This is a genomic window from Lachnospiraceae bacterium, assembly GCA_025758065.1.
Taxonomy (GTDB): domain Bacteria; phylum Bacillota; class Clostridia; order Lachnospirales; family Lachnospiraceae; genus Enterocloster.
Genome location: CP107199.1, coordinates 3,779,681 through 3,803,980, shown reverse-complemented (window position 1 = coordinate 3,803,980; position 24,300 = coordinate 3,779,681). Strand labels below are relative to the sequence as shown.

General features: G+C 42.0%; 18 protein-coding genes and 2 pseudogenes. 12 read left to right on the top strand and 8 right to left on the bottom strand.

Annotated elements, in window-relative coordinates:
• Positions 1–103 precede the first annotated feature (103 nt).
• Both OGM16_17780 and OGM16_17775 read left to right on the top strand, forming a co-directional pair.
• Positions 104–355, top strand: coding sequence for a glutaredoxin (locus OGM16_17780; GenBank protein UYJ46594.1), 252 nt, complete (start codon positions 104–106; stop codon positions 353–355).
• Between the two features lie 171 nt (positions 356–526).
• The gene (locus OGM16_17775; GenBank protein UYJ48508.1) at positions 527–1,804 is read left to right on the top strand and encodes an L-serine ammonia-lyase, iron-sulfur-dependent, subunit alpha; all 1,278 of its coding nucleotides are present in this window, start codon (positions 527–529) and stop codon (positions 1,802–1,804) included.
• Positions 1,805–2,075: 271 nt separating this feature from the next.
• Here the strand turns inward: OGM16_17775 and OGM16_17770 are convergent.
• The 4 genes and pseudogenes from OGM16_17770 to OGM16_17755 all read right to left on the bottom strand — a co-directional run bounded on the left by OGM16_17770 (position 2,076) and on the right by OGM16_17755 (position 7,226).
• Positions 2,076–2,831: pseudogene (locus OGM16_17770) on the bottom strand (hypothetical protein).
• A gap of 36 nt (positions 2,832–2,867) precedes the next feature.
• On the bottom strand, positions 2,868–3,980 hold the full coding sequence (locus tag OGM16_17765) for an anaerobic sulfatase maturase (protein UYJ46593.1): 1,113 nt from the start codon (positions 3,978–3,980) through the stop codon (positions 2,868–2,870).
• 11 nt (positions 3,981–3,991) lie between these two features.
• Positions 3,992–5,536 (bottom strand): response regulator, encoded by a 1,545-nt coding sequence (locus tag OGM16_17760; protein ID UYJ46592.1) that lies wholly within the window; start codon positions 5,534–5,536, stop codon positions 3,992–3,994.
• Complete coding sequence (locus OGM16_17755) at positions 5,511–7,226, bottom strand: sensor histidine kinase (GenBank protein ID UYJ46591.1); 1,716 nt, start codon at positions 7,224–7,226, stop codon at positions 5,511–5,513. Before OGM16_17755 ends, OGM16_17760 begins: the two co-directional genes overlap by 26 nt.
• Before the next feature lie 238 nt (positions 7,227–7,464).
• Between OGM16_17755 and OGM16_17750 the strand changes: the two genes are divergently transcribed.
• The 4 genes from OGM16_17750 to OGM16_17735 all read left to right on the top strand — a co-directional run bounded on the left by OGM16_17750 (position 7,465) and on the right by OGM16_17735 (position 12,081).
• Entirely contained in the window at positions 7,465–8,832 is a 1,368-nt protein-coding gene (locus OGM16_17750) for a sugar ABC transporter substrate-binding protein (GenBank protein ID UYJ46590.1), read from the top strand.
• Between the two features lie 15 nt (positions 8,833–8,847).
• Positions 8,848–9,738, top strand: coding sequence for a sugar ABC transporter permease (locus OGM16_17745; protein ID UYJ46589.1), 891 nt, complete (start codon positions 8,848–8,850; stop codon positions 9,736–9,738).
• 143 nt (positions 9,739–9,881) lie between these two features.
• Positions 9,882–10,583, top strand: a complete 702-nt coding sequence (locus OGM16_17740; GenBank protein UYJ46588.1) for a carbohydrate ABC transporter permease — start codon at positions 9,882–9,884, stop codon at positions 10,581–10,583.
• A 22-nt stretch (positions 10,584–10,605) separates the two neighbouring features.
• A complete protein-coding gene (locus tag OGM16_17735; GenBank protein UYJ46587.1) occupies positions 10,606–12,081 on the top strand; it encodes a sulfatase-like hydrolase/transferase in 1,476 nt (491 codons plus the stop codon).
• A gap of 388 nt (positions 12,082–12,469) precedes the next feature.
• Here OGM16_17735 and OGM16_17730 read toward each other — a convergent pair whose 3' ends face one another.
• Together OGM16_17730 and OGM16_17725 are read right to left on the bottom strand one after the other, a co-directional pair.
• On the bottom strand, positions 12,470–13,273 hold the full coding sequence (locus OGM16_17730) for an AraC family transcriptional regulator (GenBank protein UYJ46586.1): 804 nt from the start codon (positions 13,271–13,273) through the stop codon (positions 12,470–12,472).
• Positions 13,274–13,557: 284 nt separating this feature from the next.
• Positions 13,558–16,599 (bottom strand): DUF4981 domain-containing protein, encoded by a 3,042-nt coding sequence (locus OGM16_17725; protein ID UYJ46585.1) that lies wholly within the window; start codon positions 16,597–16,599, stop codon positions 13,558–13,560.
• Between the two features lie 164 nt (positions 16,600–16,763).
• Here OGM16_17725 and OGM16_17720 point away from each other — a divergent pair, with 164 nt between their 5' ends.
• Both OGM16_17720 and tnpA read left to right on the top strand, forming a co-directional pair.
• Entirely contained in the window at positions 16,764–17,630 is an 867-nt protein-coding gene (locus OGM16_17720) for an AraC family transcriptional regulator (protein UYJ46584.1), read from the top strand.
• Positions 17,631–18,144: 514 nt separating this feature from the next.
• Positions 18,145–18,561, top strand: coding sequence for an IS200/IS605 family transposase (tnpA, locus tag OGM16_17715; protein ID UYJ48507.1), 417 nt, complete (start codon positions 18,145–18,147; stop codon positions 18,559–18,561).
• Positions 18,562–18,771: 210 nt separating this feature from the next.
• Here the strand turns inward: tnpA and OGM16_17710 are convergent.
• Positions 18,772–19,092, bottom strand: a pseudogene (locus tag OGM16_17710) (integrase core domain-containing protein).
• 607 nt (positions 19,093–19,699) lie between these two features.
• Here OGM16_17710 and OGM16_17705 point away from each other — a divergent pair.
• The 4 genes from OGM16_17705 to OGM16_17690 all read left to right on the top strand — a co-directional run bounded on the left by OGM16_17705 (position 19,700) and on the right by OGM16_17690 (position 23,207).
• Positions 19,700–20,617, top strand: coding sequence for a sensor domain-containing diguanylate cyclase (locus OGM16_17705; GenBank protein ID UYJ46583.1), 918 nt, complete (start codon positions 19,700–19,702; stop codon positions 20,615–20,617).
• A gap of 97 nt (positions 20,618–20,714) precedes the next feature.
• The gene (locus OGM16_17700; GenBank protein UYJ46582.1) at positions 20,715–21,884 is read left to right on the top strand and encodes a diguanylate cyclase; all 1,170 of its coding nucleotides are present in this window, start codon (positions 20,715–20,717) and stop codon (positions 21,882–21,884) included.
• Between the two features lie 76 nt (positions 21,885–21,960).
• The gene (locus tag OGM16_17695) at positions 21,961–22,302 is read left to right on the top strand and encodes a transposase (GenBank protein UYJ46581.1); all 342 of its coding nucleotides are present in this window, start codon (positions 21,961–21,963) and stop codon (positions 22,300–22,302) included.
• A complete protein-coding gene (locus OGM16_17690) occupies positions 22,299–23,207 on the top strand; it encodes an IS3 family transposase (protein UYJ46580.1) in 909 nt (302 codons plus the stop codon). The genes OGM16_17695 and OGM16_17690 overlap by 4 nt, the downstream gene beginning before the upstream one ends.
• A gap of 100 nt (positions 23,208–23,307) precedes the next feature.
• On the opposite strand, the gene OGM16_17685 is transcribed toward OGM16_17690, so the two are convergent.
• A complete protein-coding gene (locus tag OGM16_17685; GenBank protein UYJ46579.1) occupies positions 23,308–24,252 on the bottom strand; it encodes a TlpA family protein disulfide reductase in 945 nt (314 codons plus the stop codon).
• Positions 24,253–24,300: the final 48 nt, after the last annotated feature.

The window sequence follows — 24,300 nt, the reverse complement described above, 5'->3', positions numbered from 1 at the left end:
ATTTAACGGATAAGGCGCCTGCACTGGCATGTAGTGGAGCGCATCAGCACGGGATTTTTGAATATACATACAAAAAACACATAAAAGACGAGGAAAAATCACTATGAAAGTTACAGTAGTTGGAAGTCATCTTTGCCCAGACACTCTTTATGCTTTACATCAGCTTGCTGCAGCAGGGGCTGAAATTGATTTTAAGGATATTTTATCCTGCCATGCAGATCTTAAAGCATACTTAAACCTGCGTGATAACTCTGATCTGTATGCACAGATCCGCGGTACAGAGTGTCTTGGGATCCCGTGCTTCATAAAAGAAGATGGAAATGTCACCTTAGATTTATCAGAAGTTTTAAAGTGATCAGGGAAATTTTCTTTTGTGATCGTTCATTAAGATACAGTATAAAAAAATGTAAGTCATCGCGCAAGCGGTAAGGGAGAATGTAAAGGAGGGTGCTGTGAAATGAGAACAACATTTTGCAGTATCCTTTTTTGCGAAATCTGTTGTATATAGGATTTAGGAGAAAATATGATGCATGCATTAACAGAACTGATAAAAAGTGACATGAAACCAGCTCTTGGTGTTACAGAACCGGGAGCCATTGCTTTTGCTGTATCCACAGCAAAAGCTCATATAAAAGGCACTGTAAAAAGGGTAGGTTTAAGATTAAACAGCGGTATGTATAAAAATGCCTTTACCTGCGGCATTCCGGGAACAAGTGAGGTGGGAAATTATTATGCTGCAGCTTTAGGTGCTGTTGCTGCAGATCCAAAGAAGGGCCTGGAATGTCTGGAAGGTATTGGAAAGGCAGAGGAAGATGCTGCAGGCGAAATGATCAAAGCGGGAATGATATCAGTTTCCATGAGCAGTATTACCAGCCGCATTTTCATTGAAGCAACTGTAACAGGAGAAGACTCAGAGGCAGTTGTTACTATTCAGGATGCCCACACAAATATTACAAAGATCACAGAAAATGGAACTGTAGTATTTGAAAAGGAAGCAAAAGCAGCACAGGAGAGCAAAGAGGACACACCGTTGATCCATCAGTATACCCTGGCGCAGATGGTAGAGTATGTAAATACTGTTTCTGCACAGGAACTGGATTTTATCAAAGAAGCATATAAAGTAAACTATGAGCTGCTTCAGGAAGGCTTAAAGAGTCCAAAGACTACCTACGGACCATATCTGTTAAAGAAGAATGGTGGTTTTCTGGTATCAGAAGATGAAAGAAAGACTGCTTCATTATTCTGCAATGGAGCGATTGAGGCGAGAGTCATCGGTCTTTCAAAACCAGCTATGAGCATCACCGGTTCCGGTGCCCATGGTATTATTGCAACCATGCCGTTATATGCTGTATACAAGATCAATAACTATACAGATGAGCAGCTTCTTCGTGCTACTGCACTAAGCTATCTGGTATGTATGTACATTAAGGAATATTCCGGCAAGCTGTCTGCATTCTGCGGCTGTGCTATTGCAGCAGGAACGGGAATGGCCTGTGCACTGGCATGGTTAAAAGGCGCCTGTGCAGAGACTATGGAAAAAGTTATCAATAATATGGCAAGCAGTATTACAGGTATGATCTGTGACGGCGGCAATCAGGGATGTGCCATGAAAGGCATTGTGGCAGTAGATGCAGCCTTTGACTCTGTAGAACTGGCTATGGACGGCGTATATATTTACAATGCCCACGGCATTAATGGTGCAACTCCAGAAGAGACCATGCACAATATGGGGCTGATCGCATCACCTGGTATGACAGGAACGGAGAAGACTATTGTGGATATTCTTGACGGAAAGAATAAGTAATATTGTGCAAAACCTTTGGAAGGAGGAATTCTATGGAGTTTTGGAAAATGAATGGTGCTGGAAATGATTTTATTATTATACAAAAATTAAAACTTTTCAAAAAATTCAAAATCACTGTTGACAAATGATCTGTTTTACGATAAAATTAAATATTTAACAGTAAAATTTATCAAAACACCGCTGAAAGCCTTATTCTATTTAGTTTTTTCAGCGGTGTAGTTTCGTTTTACTATATAGTCTTTTTTCTGAATCAGATATGGAGAATAGATTTTTATGATTTTTCTCGAGATTGTTTACTACGTTTTTGGATTTCTTTCATTTTCCTTTTGGTAAGAAATTCATAATCCGTTTCGAATCCAGCTACTTCATGTAATGCATCTGTCAGTTTAGTAGATTCATAAATCGGTATGAACCCCTGCCCCTGTACATCTGCAAATTCATAGTCTCTTAATGTCGACAATAACTCTTCACATGTATATTTCCGCTCGAGCTTTTTTTCGAGCAGACGATAAATGAACAGCGCCAGAAAACAGATTAGGAAATGTGCTCGGATCCGGTCGTTTCGCTGGACAAAAACAGGACGGGCAGAAAAATCTGTTTTCATGATCCGAAAGCATGCTTCAATCTGCCAACGGCTTTCACTGTACCCAAACTCCTCAATCACTTTTTTCTCGAGTGGTTTCAAAGATGTCTGTTCATTTTGATTTCCTGGAAATATGCTGAAAGCCAGTGGGATTCCATCTCCGTCGGTAAAGAGTCTCATCTGCACGATAGGGTTTGGACGGTGTTCTTTACTTTTTCCGTATTTTTTATCTCCATCTTCTTGTTCAATCTCAAAGTAGTAGTTGGTACAGTCGTAGTAAAGAACTCCATCGTTACGTTTTAAAACAGACTTTGGATTGCGATATAGCTCTGACTGAATCAGATCACATTCTTCTGAAAGAACATTCAATGCCCGGTAAGTCAGATAAAATACATTAGTAAGTCTGAAATAAAGAAACTCTAAATATTCCATAAATTCTGAAGAGAAAAGGAATATTTAGAGTTTTCTTTTGGGTAACAATCATTGCGCGGCTGCAGCAACTTCTTTCATGAGCGGGAGACAGGCGTCGAAAAACATTTTATAACTTTCGCAGAAATAATTTACATAAAGTCCACTTGCCATATCCAGATCACGGTTTCTCTGGCATCCGCCACGACAGATGGAAAAATATGGACAGGACAGGCAGCTCTTCTTCAGCTTTTTGGAGCGTTCAATAAAACCGATTTCCGCCCGCTTCCTGTCAATCGAATCCAACTGATCTGTATTAAAATTTCCTAGTTTATACTCATCCAGTACATAGAAGTCGCAGGGATACACACTGCCGTCTGCTTCCACGGCATTTTGTATGTTGCAGATACCGCACTGGTCGCAGGCCTCCGGGCGGTATCCCATTAGGATGCCGATGTAGTTTTCAAACTGGCGGATGTACGGCTGGCGGCCCCTTTTCCAGTCTTTATACCATAGGTGGAATAGTGTGATCAGAAACTCCCCATACTGTTTCGGTGAGAGAGCATAAGGATTTTGCCCATGAGGTTCCTCTAAGGGATCCAGACAGGCGATATACTGCTGATATCCTAAGCCATTTTTGCGGTAAAAATCATAGATTTCAGTGATATGTGCCGCGGTATTTCCCGTTACAACGGTAAGAATATTAAAGTCTACGCCATGCTTTTGCAGAAGTCTGGCAGCACCGAAAATGCGCTCAAACACGGATTCATACCCGGCAGCATGGCGGTAAATATCATTGGTCTCCCGGATACCGTCTAAGGAAAGCCCAACTAAAAAGTGGTTTTCCTTGAAAAATGCACACCATTCATCATCCAAAAGATACCCATTTGTCTGAAAAGCATTCTGCACCTTGATGTGATTGCGGTTATACTGTTTTTCATAGGCAACCGCCTTCTTGAAAAAATCGAGTCCCCGAAGGGTAGGTTCGCCACCCTGAAAAGCATAGGAAACAACGCCTTCCGCCCGCAGGATGGTCTTTCGTATTACATTTTTTAGTGTTTCTTCCGACATGAACCCGTAGGATTTCTGCAGGCGTTTCTGGGCCTCATCACAATAAAAGCAATAGTCGCAGTGCATGTTGCACATGCCGGAGGATGGTTTCATAAGTACGCTGATTGGTGGCATGATAAAAACTCCTAACGTTTTTCTTTTTTATATTCTTCCGGGGAGACGCCCCAGTATTTTTTAAAAGCTTTTCCGAAGTATCCGCCATTGGAATATCCCGTCTTTTCAGCAACTTCATAAATGAGCATGTCTGGGGATTTTAAAAGTTTGCCTGCTGCCTGCATCCGCACATCGGTGAGGTAGGAAGAGAAGTTGGTACCGGTCTCTTTCTTAAAAAGATTGCTTAAATGGGATGGAGTGACATTCACGAGACCGGCAACAAGGTTTAAGTCGATATTTTCGCTATAGTGAAGCTGGACATATTCCTTTATCTTCAAAATTTCAGACCTCTCTCCGGAATGCTTATCGCGGACCAATTCTGAAAACTCCATAATAAAATCAGACAGGATTTTCTGGCAGGTCCGTAAGGTATGGGCCTGGCGGATGCGCCTTAGAATGTCATTTTCATCCGCTGTCATCTGGTAAAGGGAAAAATTCAGTTCCCTGGCAACCCGGATGAAAATGTTCAGGATCTCTTCCATATAAGAGTAACACTGAAAAGGATAGAATAGGCCGCTTTTAAGCCATAGTAAAAAGCGCTGGACCAGTTCCGAAGATTTTTCACTGTTTCCGGAGGAAAGGGCAATATAAAGTTCCTGGGCCTGGGAATCCGTAATGAATGGAAAGCCTACGGAGGTAAGCAGAGGATAAGGTAGCGGTTCACTTCGCTCATAAAAAATGCAGGCAGAAAGGGCTTCTTCGGCCTGTTTCATTCCGGCTTTAAAAGAAGTTTCATCCTTTAATAAAGGACTGATACCGAAATATACGGTCTGATTGACGTATTGTTTCATGGCAGCTCCAATCTGGCGGCAGAGGAGAAGATCTTTCTTTGTGTTGGATATAAGAAGGTATCCTTTTTCATCAAGGGAAAACAGTTCCTGTCCTGGGTAACGTACGCAGATCTGGTTTAACAGGTTATAGATTAAGTTTTTGCGATTGGTATCCGTAATCGGAGCAGTATCTGGTTCAAAGGAAAAACGGATCAGGTGATAATCCTGAATGGAAATATCCAGTTTGATGTTATGGAGTACATTCTCCACCTGCTCATGATCCTCAAACCCCTGATTTTGAAGGCGCTTGATAAAAAGATATTTCAGATCGTCTGTATTTAAAGAAAAGGAAGCGTTCTTTTCCGGCTGGTCAGAGATGGCCTCTTTCATTTCCTTTAAGACTTCCAGCAGTTTGGCCGGATCAATAGAAAGCTTTCGGATATAATCATGGGCACCGTACTTCATAGCTTCACGGACCAGTTCAAACTCATCAAAGCAGCTTAGGACTAGAGACTGGATGGATATTTTTTCCTGTTTCAGGTGTTTGAGTAAAGTTATTCCGTCCATTCCCGGCATTTTGATGTCGGTGATCAGAATATCGGGTTTGAGTTTTAAGATTTTTTCGTAAGCTTCTTTGCCATCGGCTGCTTCTGCAATCACATCAAAACCATACATATTCCATGGAAGGACGGTTTTGATGCCGGCCCTTACCAATGGTTCATCATCTGCAATCAGTACCTTTATCATTGTTCTCTCTCCTTTTGGACAGAAGGCTGTCTATCTGTTTATGTTGCGGGAAGCGGATCGTCACGGTTGTAAAAGAGTTGCCGTCACTGTCATATTGTAAGCCGTAATCAGGACCATAAGCCAGCTGTATGCGTTCCTGGACATTGCTCACGCCGAGACCAGAGAAGACATACCCCTTTTTACCATGCTTTTTGGGCTTTAGGATTTCTTTCATAGTATCTGCATCCATGCCTGTTCCATTATCCTGAACCTGCAGGATGATAATGCCGTTTTCACACCGGCCGGAAATATCAATCATGAGAAAATCCCGTGCTTCAATATTGTGGAGAATGGAATTTTCCACCAGGGGCTGTAGAATCAGTTTTAAGGTGTGTTCTTTTAAAATTCCCTTTTCTATGTGGTAGGTCACATCGAAACGGCCAGGATAGCGCACCTGCTGGATCTGGATATAACTTTTGATGTTTTCCAGCTCTTCTTCAATAGGAAGCACGTCATTGACCTTATTCATGCTGATCTCAAGAAGCCGGCCAAGGGCGGTAATGGTGTTGGTGATGTGTTCTGTCCCGGACATTACGGACATCCATTTGATGGAGTTTAGGGTATTAAAGAGAAAATGGGGATTAATCTGGGCCAGAAGCATTTCAAAGCGCAGCTCACTTTCCCGTTTCTGGGTGACCTGTATTTCCTCAATCAGATGGCCAATCTCTGTAACCATGTTGTTGAAGGTTCGGGAAAGACTGCTGATCTCATCTTTGGAATCGGTAGTGGCGATTTCGGCATTCAGGTTCCCAGCCATAACCTGCTGCATCTGTTCTTTCAGCTTAAAAAGTGGACGCAGCTGCGAATAAATAGCGAAAAATGTGGCCAGAAGACATATCATTAATAGTCCCAGGGATACAACAAACATGAAAGTGCGCAGTTCATAGATATCCTGATAGAGAAATTCCGTAGAAATGGTATCCGTCAGGCGCCAGCCTGAAAGATGAATGGAGATTTCTTCCTGGAAATCTTTACTGCCTTTTGGGGTATGGATCCCGCAGATGGTATAGCCGGAAGAATCACATAGTCCCATGGTTCCTGCAGTGGACCCTAACAGGTTGGAAAAGCTGCTGGCAGGAAGGGAGATGACCAGATAAAAGCTTTTCGGTGAAAATGGCGGGAGCTTTCTAATATAGGAAACGAAAGTCTGATTGCTTTCAAAACGGCGGTAACTCTGGTGGGCGTTCGTAAAATATACCGACGGAACTATCTGCTCCGCAAAAAAATCCTCAAAGCGGAATTTCTGTTGGGGAAGCGTGGAGTAGAGCAGTTGGTCATTGGATAAAACACTGATGTCAGCATTGGAACTTAACAGGGAATTATTTACATTCTGGATCTGCTCATTGGCATCCTGCCAGCATTTTAAATAGGAATATCCCTTTGTTGCGGATTCACGGTAAAGAACACCGTAATTATTTAAGGATATCAGATAATCAGAAGCTTGAATCATGTTTAGGCAGAGACTCTCAATGTCATTTTTTGTTTGGTTCAGATTTTCTCGTTCCAGTGACTGAGCCTTGTCTCGGATAATGGTTTCAGCTTTTTTGTACACCCATGAAAATAGGGTCAGATAAGGAACGAGGAACAGAACAATAATAATAAGGAATAAACGGCAGGACAGGTTTAGTTTCATAAAAGTATGTTTTATCATAATAAATCCTCCCTCTTCCTTATATTGTTGAGATTTTAAAGCGGTATCTTGTGTTTAAAGTATACAATAGTGAAAGTTCAAAAAAAAGTATCTTTGAAAATTGCGTAAAAAAGTACCATTTTTCAAAAAATATTACCACAAGCGTAAAAAAATACCAATTTGCCTTTTTATTCTCCGTTCATAAACAAGGGGTATCGGGTCTATAATAAAGCCAACAAGTAAAAAGGAGGAAGCTATTATGAAAACAAGAAGAACACTTGCATTGGGGTTATCAGCAGTGATGGCAGTTTCCGTACTGTCCGGCTGCGGAAGTTCCAGTTCTAGCACGACAGCAGATACAAAGGGGGAAAGCAATGCATCCGCAGAAAGCTCCACAGAGCCGGTCGTACTTCACTGGTGGGGATCCTTTGCAGAGAATATGGGCCCAGAACAGGTATGTGAAGCTTTTAATAAAATAGATCCCAATCTCCAGGTGGAGTACACAAGATATGTCAATGATGATGCCGGAAATACAAAACTGGATATGACACTGATGTCTGATGATTCCATTGATGTGTTTTTAAACATGAATGACGTTCTTTTAATGAAGAGAATCGAGAACGGATATATGTATCCGTTAGACGAACTGTTTGAAGGCGCCGGCTTCAGTCTGGAAGATGATTATGATGAAAATATTACCCAGAAAGAAATAAACGGTCATTATTACAGCCTTCCGGCAAAACGTATCACATCCACGATCCTTTACAACCAGCAGATGTTTGATGATGCAGGGATTCCTTATCCAAGTGATGATTGGACCTATGATGAATTCTTAGATACAGCCAGAAAGCTGACAAAGGGAGAAGGAAACGATAAGGTTTATGGCTGGTTTTTCCCAGGATATGATGCAGGTCAGCCGGCTCTTCGTATGATTGAGAGCAAGCTGGGGCTTGACTGGATGTATGCTCCAGATGGAAAATCCGCAGCCATTGATACAGAAGATGTAAAAGATCTTACCGAGAAGTACTTACAGCGTGTAGAAGAAGGAATTGAGCCAAGTTATGTAGATGTAACCACACAGAAAATGGAGCCTGCAAATATGCTCTTAACTGGCAAGGCTGCCATGGTATTTGGTGACTGGGTCGTAAGAAATGTAAAGGATACAGACAATTATCCTCACGATTTCAAGGTTGGTTTTGCAAGAATGCCAAGACTGTCTGCAGATCAGGAAAATAACTATACCACTTCTTACAGCGATGACTTAAGCATCAATTCCAAATCTCAGCATCCACAGGAAGCTATGAAGTTCATAAAATGGTATCTGGAAGAAGGTATGGATTATGTTGCGCCATATGCAAGAATCCCAGCGTGCAAGAAATATGATGCAGATAAAGTGGCTTCTCTGATCTTTGGAGAGCAGTCTGATCTGTTTGATATGGAAAGTGCTAAAAATATCTATCTGACACCAACTGACTTTTATGTACGTAAGAACATGCCAGTTGCAACAGAGATCAATACTATTCTGACTGAGGAATTTGATAAGGTATTTGCAGGTGCCCAGTCTGTAGAAGAGACCTTACAAAATGCCCAAAAGAGAGCGGATGAGAAAATCGCTCAGGAACAGTAGTGCAGGTGATGACCTATGGATAAACAAAAGCGCAAGAAACTTAAAACTGCCGCAAAGGGCTATGCTTTTATCGGCATCAACCTGATTGGTGTGCTTATATTCTGGACCGTTCCCATGCTTTTCAGCTTTATTATAAGTATCTCGAAGTGGGACTTTTCCAAAGGATTTAAAGGCATTAAGATCGTAGGATTTTCCAACTACATTGAAATATGGAGGGATGCGTGGTTTCGCGCTTCCCTCATCAATAACATTGTGTTCACGGTTAGCTATGTGGTGATTTTAATCGTACTGTCTTTCATTGTGGCTTATCTCTTAAATGAATATGTAGTCGGAAAGAAATTTGTACAGTTGGGACTGTATCTGCCATATATCGTAAATATTGTAGCGATCTCCGCAGTATGGCTGGCTCTTTTTTCTAATAATGGACCGATTTTGAATTTACTTAGAAAACTTGGAATGTCAAATCCGCCGGTCTTTATTTCAGATCTTCACTGGGCATTGCCGACGATTGTGATGATCTGTGTATGGCAGAACATGGGCTATACCGTGATCCTGTTCCTTTCCGGTATGATCAATGTATCTAAAGATCTGTATGAAGCAGCTGCCATTGACGGAGCAAACGGGCTTGCCCGTATCTGGTATGTAACGATCCCCATGCTTTCAGGAACCACCTTTTTTATCGTCATCACATCGGTGATCAACTCTTTCAAGGTGTTTGGACTGATCAACCTGATGACCCACGGTGGACCTGGAACGGCCACAACCATGTTGGTATACAACATTTACCGTACAGCTTTCCAGTTTGGTAAACTGGAATTCGCATCTGCTCAGGGAATCGTCCTGTTAGCGATCATCTTCTTCATTACCTGGCTGCAGTTCCGCATCCAGAAGCGTAATGAAGAGTAAGGGGGCATGATGAAATGAAGAATAATAAAAGAATCGCAAAAATAATATGTAGCCTCTGTCTCTGGTCGCTAGTACTGCTGTGTATTGTTCCTTTTATCTGGATGGTTTCTGCCAGTTTTAAGAGAGAGGCGGATATATTCGCAGTGCCATTCCGACTGATTCCGGATTATCTGAACCTTCAGAATTTCAAAGAAGTCTGGTTTGGTAAATACAGTTATTCATTGATGTTTTTAAACTCAGCGAAGGTAACACTGCTTTCCGTTGGGTTTGCAGTAACAACTTCCATCCTTGCGGGATATGGATTTTCCAAGATAAAGTTTCCGGGAAGGGATAAGATCTTTCTTCTTTATCTGGCGACCATGATGATTCCCCATCAGCTTTTAATGGTGCCCAAAATGTTGATGTTTAAGGAAATGGGCATTTACAATACCCATTGGGCACTGATCCTTCCGGCTGCATTTTCCATTTACGGCGTGTTTATGGTGCGCCAGTACATGCTGCAGATACCGGAGGAACTTTCTGAAGCAGCTCGCATTGACGGGGCGGGAGATATGCGCATCTGTTTCCAGATTATAGCACCCCTTTGCAAGCCGGCGCTGGTAACACTGGTCATTCTGTTCTTTACATGGAGTTGGAATGATTATGATAATGCACTTATCTTCATCAATAATAAAAATCTCTACACCATCAACCTGGGACTGGTAAACTTCATGGATGAAACTGGATTAAAATATAGCCTGATCATGGCTGCCAGCGTTATCTCCATTTTACCGATCTTTGCCATTTTCCTGGCAGCGCAGAAGTATTATATCGGCGGTCTTACAGCAGGTGGTGTGAAAGGATAAAGGAAAGGATAAAGGATTGATTATGAAAAAGAAACCAAATATCATTTTTATCATTACGGATGATCAGGGGGCATGGGCAGTAGAATCGGAGACAAACCATGACATTAAGACTCCGAATTTAACACGGTTGGCAGCGCAGGGAACCACTTTTGATGAGTTTTACTGCACATCTCCGGTGTGTTCACCGGCCAGAGCCAGCATTGTAACTGGAAAAATCCCTTCCTGCCATGGTATCCAGGACTGGCTGAAAAAAGGCAATCTGGATGCATGGAAATACCCCCATATGGCTGTGATGGACGGTTTCGACATGGAAGATAAAGCCATTGATTATTTAAAAGGCCACAAGACTTATATGGAGTATCTGGCTGAAAATGGTTACCATTGTGCGTTAAGTGGAAAATGGCACATGGGTGATAACATCAACAAGAAAAAAGGATTTGAGTACTATTTCACCGTTGGAAGAGGCGGCTGCCATTATTATGATGCAGATATTTTTGAAAACGGAGTGCTTTCCATTTCTCATGAATATATCACTGACACCATTACAAACCATGCTCTTGAGTATCTGGATAAAATGTCCGGTGAAGGCGCACCGTTTTATTTAAGTGTCCATTACACAGCGCCACATAGCCCGTGGGAAGAAAATGAACATCCAAAGGAATTTAGGGATCTTTACAAGGACTGCGAATTTAAGGATACGCCGGATCTGCCGATTCACCCGTGGCAGGCAAATACCTGTCCGATCGGGGATACACCGGAGAAGAGACGGGAATACCTGACCGGCTACTATGCGGCAATTTCTGCCATGGATGCGGGTGTCGGCAAGATCATGGATTGGGTAGAGGGCCATGGCTTGGAGGACGATACGGTGATCATCTTTGCTTCTGACAATGGTATGAACTTAGGACAGCATGGTATCTGGGGTAAAGGAAACGGAACCTATCCACCAAATATGTATGATTCTTCTGTAAAGGTACCGTTCATCATCAAAGTACCTGGCTGCGAGGCACCAGGAAGCACTTGCTCTGCTATGGCAGGACAGTACGATATTTTCCCAACCATTCTGTCCCTGGCCGGCTGTGAATATGAATTGGAGCTGAAGCAACCTGGAAGGAGTCTGCTGGAACAGATCAATCATCCAACTGCTGAATATGAGGATCGTATCGTAGTTTTTGATGAATACAGCAAGACCCGTATGATCAAGAAGGGAAAATTAAAATATATCCACCGCTACGGTGATGGCCCCTGCGAATTTTATGATCTTTCCACGGATCCAGATGAAGAAAATAACCTTTATGGAAACCCAGTCTGGGAAGAGCAGATCCAGCGCTTAAAGTCTGAAATGGAAGAGTGGTTTGATCGTTACACAGACCCTAAGATGGATGCCAGAAAAGGCGGGGCTGTAGGCCGCGGACAGGAAAAAATGTGTTATGAGGAAAATGCATTTGATCAGTCCATAGAGTTATACTATAAAGATAAAGAAAAATGTAGAGTTTGACAAATAGCAGGCACTTTTGGAATCGAAAGTGCCTATCTGCATGTACATGTGAATTTAATGTCATGGACAATATGAAATCAAGTATGAACAAAAAAACCTATGCGACATACCCCCACTTAGCAAACGCTTGAAGTGGGGGATTTTTGTTCGATTGTTTGATAGGGCAAAGAATAAGCGAGCTATCCACTTGTGTCCCACGGTTTTATCATTCACTAGACAATATGTTAATATGGATAGAATTACTTCCGCGAAGATCAGGAAACTTTCTTTTCTGTATCAAGTGATACTCCAGATATTCGAATATCTTCTCTGCATATATTGTCTGGTCATATTAATGTGCTCTGACTTGCCGTCCCATCAGTATATCATAGGATCATGCGCTCGGCAATCATATCATATTCCAATTTCTAACAAATGTTTTCCGGTATTCACTGGGGGAAGTTTTGAACTTTTCCTTAAACGCACGGTTAAAGGTGCGCAAACTTTTAAATCCACTGTCAAGGCAGAGCTCCGTGATTGTATCATTGGTATTTTCAAGTCGCTGACATGCATATCCCAACCGGGCATCATTCAGGTACTGGTTGAAGTTTTTATGGAATGTTTTAGAAAAAATCCTGGACAGAACATACTTGCTGACACCCAGATCTCTGGCCATGCTTTCCAGCGTAATGGAATGCTTAAAATTTCCGGAGACATAAGATACCGTGCGGTAGATCAGGTCCGTGCTTCCGACAGACTTCTTCTCAACCAGCTGAAATTTTGGGATACATCTTGCCAGTATAATCTGCAGATACGCCTGGACCAATGTAATGTCGTCCTTTTGTGCGCCGAGAATGGAATTAAATGCATGATAAACATCAGGTTCTATAGAGGAAGCTTTTATTACGGGTGGCTTTGGCGCTTTGTTTTCCAAAATATCTGTAAACCGGTCAACCAGGAATGGAGAAGCGTTTAAATAAATTGCCTGATTGCGCTGACATGAAAATACTTGATAGTGGTGAATGATATTTGGAAAGATAAAACCAATGTCGCCCTGATCCATATGGAAAAGTTCTTCTCCAACACCGAGTTCAACGCATCCCTCTGTAACATATACAATTTCCAGCGCATTATGTAGATGCGGTGGCCGGTGGACCGGTGTCTTTTTTATTGCAATAATCTCTTCCTTTGTATTTTCGTATACTAAATGCATTTCAAAATTCTCCTAAATTAAGATAAGAAGCGTATCGCCCTGATGCAAGATTTGGCTAATAGTTACTGCGATTTGACAAGCTCGCAAAGTGAAATGGTTTTATAATGAACCTGCAAACCAAAAGAAAGGGGATATTTAGGATGAATAGAATTCATAATTATATCAACGAGCTTTTAATGTTTTATGCAGATTTTTTCAATCATTTATATCGTGCGTAAAAGGGACACTGTTACTGTATCGGTAATCCAAAATAACAATGCCCCATAATCAGAAAATAATCATTTTTAGCCTTTGGAAAATGGAACCAAAGTAAATTCTAGCTGGAAAGAAGTATCATCAAACTGATATTTTTCCAGAAGAGCAGGACCACAGCTGTTGGAGCCAATGCCATTTAATGCATAGTCAAGACAGAATACGATGCTGTCGGATTCCTCCAGTTCATAGTTATGCGCGGTGTCCTCCAACTTCTCCTGTGTGTAGCAGGATGCATTGAAGGAGAATGGCTTTTCTGCTGCTGCAGCAATACCAAACTGGGCTGCTGAGAACACCACATAATCACAATCAAAATGGGATCCATTTTCCTGAGGCCTGATATAATCTTCATGCAAATCGTTTATTTTGGTACGGAATAAGGCATGGTAAGCTCCTTGGTGCTTATCACGATAGCTTTCCTGTGGCCCCATACCATAAAAACTCACATTTTTCAGTCTTTTATCTAAAAACATCCGGATGCCAAACCTTGGCAGTACCGGGAATTCATCATCTTTTTCCGCATACATTACAGAACTGAGCTTTCCATCGTTGTCGATCTTCCAGTTGATCGTGATATCCAGGATTTTTTGAATGGAGTCAGCAACAACAGCAACGTGAGAAACGATAAAGATACCATGCATATTCTGAATGGTTTTTACGGTGTAGGCCCTGGTGTATGCTTTATCATAGCGTGCCTTTTTCCATTTGGACTTCAGGTACATATCATTATCCGTAGGGGCTCTCCAGATATTTAGTTCCATTGGATGGATAAGATAGTTGCGGCCGGAAAACTGCATCTGTTCAAAAAGACCGGTCCTTCTGTCCAGGGTATAAGTGAAATCTTTTGAGTTTATAGTCACTTCTGTGTCTGTTTCATGTACCCGGATCTCTTTTACGTGGTCCGTTTTTTTTAGCCAGCTTAAAGCCATCTGGTTTCTTCCGTCTTCATTTTTAAGCAGGATCTCATCAAATCCAAGAATGAAATTTTTCTTCAGGAAAGGTGTTTCCTTCTTTAAACGGTATATCAGTTTCAAATAGATTTTTCCTTCGCTGGGAATGGTTACGTTTAACTCGGTCACGCCGTCTGTATGTGGCATTACAGAGAATGGAGAAAGTTTTCCTTTTTGTACGGTGGACAGCCCGTCCTTGATTACCTCAAAGCGAATATCCAGATAATCTTTTAGATCATCAAAATCCAGGTAATTATGTAAAACCAGTTTTCCAGTTTCCTGATCATAAGAGACAACCCGCACTGGTCGGTAAACATTTTTGTATTCTAAAATCCCAGTATGAGGAGTACGGTCTGGGAATACCAGGCCATCCATACAAAAATTTCCATCGTGAAGTTCTTCATCGTGGTCGCCACCATAATAATAAATGGTTTTACCACTTTCCGTTTTTCCGTGGGCAATGGCATGATCACACCATTCCCAGACAAATCCTCCGCACATACGGTCGTCTTTCTGGATGAGCTGGAAATAATCCTCTAAATCGCCAGGGCCGTTTCCCATGGCATGGCAGTATTCTACAAGAAGGAATGGTTTGCTTCCGTCTTCTTCAAGATATTCTTCGATTTCGTTCATGGCCGGATACATACGGCTGTACAGGTCCAGATTGGAATAATCGTAGGTCACGTCATAATTGCGGTATCTGGCGCTTTCGTATTGGGTGAGCCGGCATGGATCAAATTTTTTGGTCCACCGCAGCGCTTTTTCAAAATTGCATCCATACGCACTTTCATTACCCATGGACCACATCACGATACAGAAGCGGTTCTTATCGCGCTGGACCATATGCTGAACACGGTCAAGAATTGATTCCTCCCAGATTGGATCATCCGCGATCTTTTCATTCCAACGCTTGAAACGGTTATAATCGGTATCTTCTTTCCGGTACAGCATGTATGGGCCATGTGCTTCGATATCTGCTTCTTCAATGACCATAAAACCATATAGATCGCACATCTGATAGAAGTAAGGGGCATTTGGATAATGGCTGGAGCGTATGGAATTGAAATTGTGCTGCTTCATCAGAGACAGGTCCTTTTTGATCTGTGGCACACTAACGGTAAAACCGGTTTCTGGATCGGAATCGTGGCGGTTTACACCCCGGAATTTGATTTTTTGTCCGTTGAAGTAAATCACTTTATCACGGATTTCAATGGTCCTAAGAGCAATGTAATCGACGATGGTTTCATAGCTGCTTTGTAAGGTGAGAGTGTAAATATATGGATGCTCTGTATTCCACAGAGTAGGATTTGGAATCTTAAATTCTATGGATCCGTCATCTGAGATTGTGTCGGTAGCAACTACGGCTCTGGCCTGGTCTTCAATGGTAACAGAGACCGGGATTGAAAAATCAAAGGTCACATTCAGTTTGATCTTTGCAGTATTTTCCTTGATCTGGGTAGTGATATGATAATCCCAGATGGCCCGCTCTGGGCGTTTTAAGAGGTAAACATCCCGGAAAATGCCGTTCATGCGAAATTTGTCCTGGTCTTCCAGATATGAGCCATCGCACCATTTTAAGACCAGAACTGCAATGGTATTTTCTCCCTCTTTCAGAAATTCTGTAACATCAAATTCTGCGGTTGCATGAGGAACCTGGCTGTAGCCGGTATATTTTCCATTGAGCCAGACAAAAAAGCAGCTGTCAACGCCTTCAAAATTCAGATAAATTTTTGGCGCATCGATATTTTCATGGTAAGTAAATTTTCGGACGTAGGCTCCACAGGGAATATCCTGCGGGAGATAAGGCGGATCAAATGGAAAAGGGTAGCGGATGTTGGTGTACTGGGGTGAATCATATCCGGCAATCTGCCAGACTCCGGGAACAGTAATGTCATCCAAATCTTTTGTATTAAAGCTGGTCCTGTAAAATGCTTCTTTTAGGTCATAAACACTTTTATAATACTGGAATTTCCAGACTCCATTTAATAACTGAAAGCGGTCGGAATCTTCCCGGTGTTCGATCAGCGTGTTCATTTTCTGCGATGCCGGAATATAATAGGACCTCATCGGCATTGTGTTATCATGCAGGATGCTTAAATCTTCATAATAACGCGGTATCATCATGGTTAACCCCTCCTGATGTGCTGTGGGCCTTCTTCAAAAGAAGGCGGATTATATAGTTCTGCAATCGTATAAGGATATTCTACAGAATTATGCTGTGCATGTACATGAATAGAAATAGACGAAATATGCACAAAATGATATACTATTACAAAGGGGGTATGCAAATGTACATGAATACTGGGTATCTGAACCAGTCCCGCCAGGATTTTAAGGATAAACGGCAGCCACTCGTTGTTGGCAGCTGTGGCTGTTACCGCTTATCAACATATCCGAAACTGCCAACGTATCGGCCACGAGGCCGTCTGGATTATCAGATTATTTATATTGCTTCAGGAAAGGGATACTTTCATTTTGATTCTCCAGAAAATGAAACGATTGTCCCGGCCGGCAATATCGTGTTGTTTCGACCGAAGGAACTTCAAAAGTATGAATACTATGGAAAAGATAAGACTGAGGTGTACTGGATCCATTTCACTGGAAGCAATATAAAGAATCTTCTCAGAAGGTATGGATTCGCGGATAAGAAGAGAATCCTTCCTGTAGGAACATCACCAGAATATGAGCGACTTTTTAAGAGGATTATCCTGGAACTGCAAAAGTGCCAGGAAGAGTACGAAGAGACGCTTGTTCATTTGCTGCAGCTTCTTTTGATCGAATTTGAACGGGAACTGACAAGAGAGCATGTCCTGAAGGATGAATATATGGATCGCGAAATGGAAGTGGCTATTTCTTATTTCAGTTCCTCATACAATCTGGAGATTAATGTTAAAGAATATGCATATTCAAAGGGAATGAGCACAAGCTGGTTCATTCGCAACTTTAAAAAATATACAGGGGAAACACCCATACAGTTTATTACATCAGCGCGTATCATGAATGCACAAATTTTATTAGAAACAACGGCTTATTCAGTCAATGAAATTTCGCAGATTGTAGGATACAGCAATCCATCCTATTTCAGCCGTGCATTCCGCAGTAAGAAGGGATACTCCCCACAGCAGTATCGAAACAGAATGCGGGAGATGGAATAAGCTGCAGGAACATAGAAATATGTGGAAGAACATTTCTGATACGATTAAGTACAAAGATGGAACGACAGTAAAACTGAAAGCAGGTCAGTTTTCTGTTATTCGACCCTCTGAGGAGGATCCAACATTCTACGGATATCAGATTCATTATTTCTGTGAAGATGGATACACAAGAACTTTTGGCGCGAGCGACAAAACGTAAAAGGCAAGGCAGGTGCAACAAATGCCCTGCCTTTTTTGGCATGAAAAAATCCCAGAAATAAATCAGAAATTGATTGTATTTTTTTAGGATGCAGGATGATTTTGCCAGATCCTATAACGTGTGTTCCTTTAGGACAATAAGCGGGAATCCTCGGCAATTCAATTACTGAGATGAAAGCTCAGGAGTGTGCATATCTGCACAAAGTAAATAATATAATAATCCTCATTCTTTGGTATTAATGCCGTAACCGGCATACAATAAAAACGAAAATACGTTCGAATAATGATTGTGTATTACAATTCAATATGATATACTATATGTATGAAAGAAAATCTTATACATTATAGGACTTGCGTGTGCAATATCAACTACCATATGGTATGTTCGGTGAAATACAGACGGAAGATATTAACCCCAGAAGTTGAGAAATACCTGCAGGAACTCGTGCAGCAGATAGCTGACGATAAAGGCTTTACCATTCATTTATTTGAATGTGGTGAAGGTGATCATGTTCACTGTTTTGTATCAGCTCCACCAAAACTGTCAATAACAGCCATTATCAAGTATCTGAAGGGGATCACAGGTAGGAAATTATTCGAACGTTTTCCGGAAATAAGAAACCAGTTGTGGAAGGGAGAACTGTGGAACCATTCCTATTATGTGGAAACGATCGGATCTGTATCTGAGGAAAATATTCGCCGTTATATTGAACATCAGAGCAAGTCGTATTAATTCAATGTGAATTGTAAATATTCATATGCATGACTGTCTGAAGGGGGAAGGGGAATGCTGCTGTCACACAGAACATCGGTCAATATCCGGCCGGAATATTCTAATATTATAGGGCATATGTGTTATGCTGCTACCAAACTCTGGAATGTCTGCAACTATGAATGATATTGTCAATATTAGTTGACACATTTTCCTCAAGGATTTTGAATCCTATGCTGCTTCCTTCAGGGAAGCGTAATATTGTTGTCTTTTGATCATTGGGGGAAGACCTCTATTAGTGGAGCAGATCCTCCTGATATTCCAGTAACTGGTGAAATATCTCCAGATGATTGTCTTAAGTTCATCCGTAGTCATTTTCTCTGTATCATAACGATCATATAGCAGTTCTGTTTTCATTCTTGCCCACATGCTCTCACACCGGGCATTATCGTGGCACCTGCCACCTGCGCTGTTCATACTTTGTTGTATGTCATATTTCTGTATCGCTTCCCGGTAAAGCGGGCTGGTATACTGGCTTCCCCTGTCTGAATTATCCCGAATTCGGCATAGTCACTGTGGAACAGCGGATGTGCGTCCGGATTGGCCTTCACAGCAGCTTTGAATGTGTTGAACACAATCGGGTTGTCGTTGCGGTCACCAATAACATACGAAACGATACGTCTGTCATACAGATGCGGGCTTATATTTCTTCAAAATTCTTGCCGCCACAAAGTCGATCTTCTCGTCATCTGTCATGTCGATCAAGGGCGAATTGTCCAAATCGACCAACATATATTTAGGGCGGTTATTTTTGAAAATCACAGCCTATCCATTCGTTTCGGCGATGCGCGTCACGCGGGAAAAATTCTGATTGGCCTCCGTCACGGAAACGATCGTGTTCGTATCAATGGTCATGGGAACACCTCCTTGCAGCACCTATTATATGCAAATTATAGGTAAAAATCAACCTATTTTAAGGCGGACTTTTAGGTCCCCTACTAACGATTTTGCCGCAGTCTACAAGTTTTCCGTTTCCTTGAAAAACAAAGTGATATCATGTATAATACTACGAATACGAATTACCTGAACGGCGGGGGACGGGTTTAGCGACACGCTGAAGTACATACGGATATCAATTTGATGGAGGTTGAAGAAAAAAATGACGCGGGAAGAGTTATATTTGAGCATACTGAATCACATTCAGGATGGTGTGTATTATGTGGATATACACCGAAAGATAGAATTCTGGAACAAAGGCGCGGAACAGATAACCGGTTATAAGGCAGATGAGATAGTAGGACAAGACTGTCCGTCGACGAAACTGAACCATATTGACGAATTTGGCAATCACCTGTGCATCACGGGGTGCCCGCTGTTTGCGACGAACAGTGACGGCATTGTCCGCACGGAAAAAGTGTTCGTAAGGCACAAAGACGGATATCGGATTCCCATTTTGACAACGGTATATCCAATTAAGGAAAATGGGGCGATCATAGGGTCTGTGGAAGTGTTCACCCGCAACTCGCCCAAAGCCTATGGAGACGATCTCATTGAAAACCTGACAGAGAAGGCGATGCACGATTCTCTGACCCATCTGCCCAACCGGTCTTATCTGGAGAGCTTTTTGAACTATAAATTGTCCGAGTATCAGCGCTTTGGGAAGAAGTTTGCTCTGCTTTTTGCCGACATTGACCACTTTAGGGTCTTTAATAATACTTACGGACATGATGTTGGCGATTTGGTTTTGACCGATATCGCGAAGAGCATATCACATACCATTAAGAAGGACGATATGTTTGGAAGATGGGGCGGGGAAGAATTTGTAGGTGTCTTTGCCATCAACAGAGAGTATGAGGCAACCATCGTCGCGGAACGGATCCGGCATCTGGTCGAAAACACAGTGATTACAAATACAGATGGTCAAGAGCTCAAGGTCACGATCAGTGTGGGCATCACCACATCACGGCCGCAGGACACACTTGAAACTATGCTCAAAAGAGCGGACTCCCTCATGTATCAAAGCAAGCGGAATGGCAGAAACAAGGTCATGACCGATATATCCGCCGAGGATATTTGAACGCAAAATCAAGAAAATGTTGACGAAGAAAAGAGTTTTTGATAAAAATAAAAAGAGAGTATCATTGCAATAAAAGAGCAGTGTGGGAGAGAGAGCTATGAGTCAGGATAGATTTACGCTATTTGAAAAAGTGACAACGGGAAAACTGATGGAAGCTATTTCGAAGAGCATGGACGATTTCCTCTATATATTTGACATACAGAATAGTAAATTGGAGCTTTCTGAGGCTGCGGTGGATCGCTTTATGATACCCGGCAGATTTTTGGATGATCCTTTGTCGGCAGTCTATGAGGAAGACCGTGAGATGCTTATGAAGGACCTTTCCGAAGTGGCCGCAGGAAAGGAAAAAACACATGATCTTCATTACAGATGGATTGACAAAGAGGGAAGACCTGTCTGGATCAACTGCCGGGGTGTTGTGGTAGATGACGATGAAGGAAATCCGGCTTATCTGGTCGGCTGCTTGAATGAGACGGGAAATCAGCAGAGAGCGGATAATGTTACCGGGCTTTTGGGTGGGAGCGAGTTCCGTGCGTATCTGTATTCGCAAAAGGAGCCTATTTCAGCAGGCTTTTTAATGCACATAAGCATTGACGATTTTTCGGGGATCAACAGTTCCTGTGGATATGATTATGGTGACTATGTGCTTAAACGCGTGGCAGACTGTATGAAAGAATGTATTTCGGATCAACAGCGCCTGTATCGTCTTGTGGGAGACCAATATATCATTGTAGATTTACGGAGCCATAGCATGGAAGACGCGGCGCAGCTTGAAAAAAAGATCAGCAAAAAAATATATGAGTTTATTGTGTCGGAGCAATATAAAGCAGTCTTTACTGTCTCTGCCGGAGCCATAGATGCACGATTTGCGCTGGAAGGCTATGAAGAATGCAGAAGAAAGTTTGACTTTTCCCTGCGATATGCCAAGGCGATGGGGAAAAATAGTTTTTATTCTTTCCAACAAGAGGACTATAATGCCTTTTTGCGAAAAGAAAAAATCATAAGCGCGCTTCGCTGCTCAATCGCGGAGCAGTATAAGGGATTTAACGTGTATTATCAGCCCATCATGGATTGCGCAACAGAAACGATCACCGGGGCGGAGGCTCTCATGAGATTTACGATGGATTCAGAAGAAGGGCCGGAAGTGATTTCGCCGATAGAATTTATCCCGCTGCTGGAGGAAACCGGTTTGATCATTCCGGCAGGGAAATTTGTCCTAAAAGAAGCAGCAAAGATGTGTCGCGAGATTCGGCGGTTTATTCCATGATGGTGTATAAATAAAGTTGACAGCCTATTCTCAAGGATTTCATAGTATAATCAAGAGAATAAGGAGGTGCCCAACTATGGCACGAAGTCAACGTAAGTACGATCATGAATACAAAGTGCAGGCAGTTAAGCTTGCAAAAGAAATCGGTGGTGCGAAAGCCGCTAAAGAATTAGGAATTCCTGAAGGGACTATCCATACCTGGCTTAAAGCCGTAAGAACCGGACAACTGGATATTGGAGAAGGTGCCCATACTCCAGAATCTGCCATGAGCCTTGCGGAGGAATTAACCATGCTTCGAAAACGCGTGAAAGATCAGGATAAAGAAATTCGTCGTCTGAAAGAAGAAAACGAGTTTCTGGAAGAAGCCAGCGCTTTTTTCGCAGCGAGCCGTCGGAAGTCTCTAAGACCGAAAGAATGAAATTCATTGCGATTAAGACTGACGATGGCACCATCAAGGGAAAACTGGCTTTTTACTGTCGTATGTTACATGTGAGCCGCCAGGGATTTTATAAATATCTGTCCGTAAAAGACCGTCCGTGGAAATACCAGACGCTTGCAGATACCATGCTTGAAATCCATGCTGAGGATGTCTGCAACGACACCTATGGACGTGTACGTATGTTCCAGGCATTAACTCTTAAACGACCTGATGGCATTCCTATCCCCAGTGAGCGTACCGTTTATAGAGTCATGGAAAAAATCGGTCTCAGTCATCGTCCTAAGCGTAATCCGAAAGGAATTACGAAAGCAGACCGTGAGGCTCGTAAATCGGATGATCTTCTTAAGAGAAATTTCACATCAGAAAAGCCTCTTGAAAAATGCGTGACAGATATCACCGAAATCAAAGCAAAAGATGGAAAACTCTATGTTTCGGCAATCTTCGATTGTTTTGATTCAGCAGTACTGGGGCTGGCAATGGAAACCACGATGAAGGCAACGCTTTGCCAGCATACGGTAGAAAACGCTTTTATCGCATATCCTGAAATTCAAGGAGCAGTGCTTCACTCCGATCGAGGTAGCCAATATACCAGTGAGCTTTACCGCAGCACCCTGAGAAAATATGAAATCATCCAAAGTATGAACAGTGCCGGTGGTCGATGCCATGACAATGCCCGTTGTGAAAGCATGTGGGCGCGTCTAAAGACAGAATTATTGTATGACCGATACAACAGTGAAAACCTGACTGTGTCCGAACTGAAGTCTCTAATCTGGAGATACTTTATCAGTTATTGGAACAATCGGAGGATTTGCACCACCAATGGTGGTCTTCCTCCCATGCTCAAGCGACAGAGATACTATGATTCTCTGCGTATAGCAGCATAGTCCATGATGTCCTTGAGAAAAATGTGTCAACCAATCTTGACAACATCAGAATCAAGCATTTATATACAACATAAAAAAGCATAAATCTTCAGTAAATGAATTATTCCTGATCAAGTATGGACTGAATTTGTTTCGTTAATTGCTCGTAGTTTGCTTGATCATCGATTCCGCCCATGAAAGGTTCGCTAATGATATTTCCGCCTTTATCTACGAGAACTGTTGTTGGAAATGCTATAATGTTTCCTGCATATTTTCCAACTGTTGAATCGGAAGCGAAAGTCAAGTTTTTGTAGGAAGCTCCTTGGGACTTGAGGATGTCTTTCGCTTCTTTGATCCCATCCTGATTATCATCTAATGTGTCTGTATTGATACCAACAACTTCGCCGCCCATTTTTTTAATTTTATCATTTAATTCATTCAGTTTAGAAAGTTCTTCAACGCAAGGCTTGCATCCGCTGAACCAGAAGTTTACAACCGTAACTTTATTTTTGGAGAATAGGTTTTCATCTACATCGTTACCATCCAGATCTTTCCCTTTGAAACCGTGGAACACACCAGCAGAGTCAGCTGAGCTGGAGGAACTACTGCTGGAAGAAGCAGATGTGGCAATTTCTTTTTCTAGTTTTGCAATCTCTTCTTCAATGCCACGAATCGTTTTGATGTCTTTACTCAGAGTAACATATTCTTCTTTGGAGAAAGAATCTTTGTGTGATTCTATTGTATTTGCAAGAAAGTCTGCGTAGTCTTCATTCATGGGATCACCGTCAATGTTCTTACTCATAAGGTCAAATGCCTTGTCCCATACATTTTTGTGATTTGCAAAGATCTGGTTTTCCTGTTGAAAAAGGTCATTCAGCTTTTCATTCGGTTCAGCCGACATGTTTGAATCTGTTTTAGAAGGATTTTCCTGCTTTGTGTGTTCAGTTGTTGCCAAACTAGATGAAGTTCCGCAACCTGTGAATGCAAGAAGAATAAAAATGGCAAGAGATGCCACAATTGCTTTTTTCAATTTCATTTTGTTTACTCTACTTGTTTTGTTTTTCATAATTTTTAATCTCCTTTTGAATATTATTTGATTCATTTTAGTTTATCT

Excerpts from the sequence above, each read along its gene's own strand:
- OGM16_17705 (UYJ46583.1), top strand. The coding sequence starts at position 19,700 with ATGACGCGGGAAGAGTTATATTTGAGCATACTGAATCACATTCAGGAT.
- OGM16_17765 (UYJ46593.1), bottom strand. The coding sequence starts at position 3,980 with ATGCCACCAATCAGCGTACTTATGAAACCATCCTCCGGCATGTGCAAC.
- OGM16_17735 (UYJ46587.1), top strand. The coding sequence starts at position 10,606 with ATGAAAAAGAAACCAAATATCATTTTTATCATTACGGATGATCAGGGG.
- OGM16_17760 (UYJ46592.1), bottom strand. The coding sequence starts at position 5,536 with ATGATAAAGGTACTGATTGCAGATGATGAACCATTGGTAAGGGCCGGC.
- OGM16_17725 (UYJ46585.1), bottom strand. The coding sequence starts at position 16,599 with ATGATGATACCGCGTTATTATGAAGATTTAAGCATCCTGCATGATAAC.
- OGM16_17720 (UYJ46584.1), top strand. The coding sequence starts at position 16,764 with ATGTACATGAATACTGGGTATCTGAACCAGTCCCGCCAGGATTTTAAG.
- OGM16_17750 (UYJ46590.1), top strand. The coding sequence starts at position 7,465 with ATGAAAACAAGAAGAACACTTGCATTGGGGTTATCAGCAGTGATGGCA.
- OGM16_17775 (UYJ48508.1), top strand. The coding sequence starts at position 527 with ATGCATGCATTAACAGAACTGATAAAAAGTGACATGAAACCAGCTCTT.
- OGM16_17695 (UYJ46581.1), top strand. The coding sequence starts at position 21,961 with ATGGCACGAAGTCAACGTAAGTACGATCATGAATACAAAGTGCAGGCA.
- OGM16_17780 (UYJ46594.1), top strand. The coding sequence starts at position 104 with ATGAAAGTTACAGTAGTTGGAAGTCATCTTTGCCCAGACACTCTTTAT.
- OGM16_17730 (UYJ46586.1), bottom strand. The coding sequence starts at position 13,273 with ATGCATTTAGTATACGAAAATACAAAGGAAGAGATTATTGCAATAAAA.
- OGM16_17685 (UYJ46579.1), bottom strand. The coding sequence starts at position 24,252 with ATGAAAAACAAAACAAGTAGAGTAAACAAAATGAAATTGAAAAAAGCA.
- OGM16_17755 (UYJ46591.1), bottom strand. The coding sequence starts at position 7,226 with ATGATAAAACATACTTTTATGAAACTAAACCTGTCCTGCCGTTTATTC.
- OGM16_17690 (UYJ46580.1), top strand. The coding sequence starts at position 22,299 with ATGAAATTCATTGCGATTAAGACTGACGATGGCACCATCAAGGGAAAA.
- OGM16_17745 (UYJ46589.1), top strand. The coding sequence starts at position 8,848 with ATGGATAAACAAAAGCGCAAGAAACTTAAAACTGCCGCAAAGGGCTAT.
- OGM16_17700 (UYJ46582.1), top strand. The coding sequence starts at position 20,715 with ATGAGTCAGGATAGATTTACGCTATTTGAAAAAGTGACAACGGGAAAA.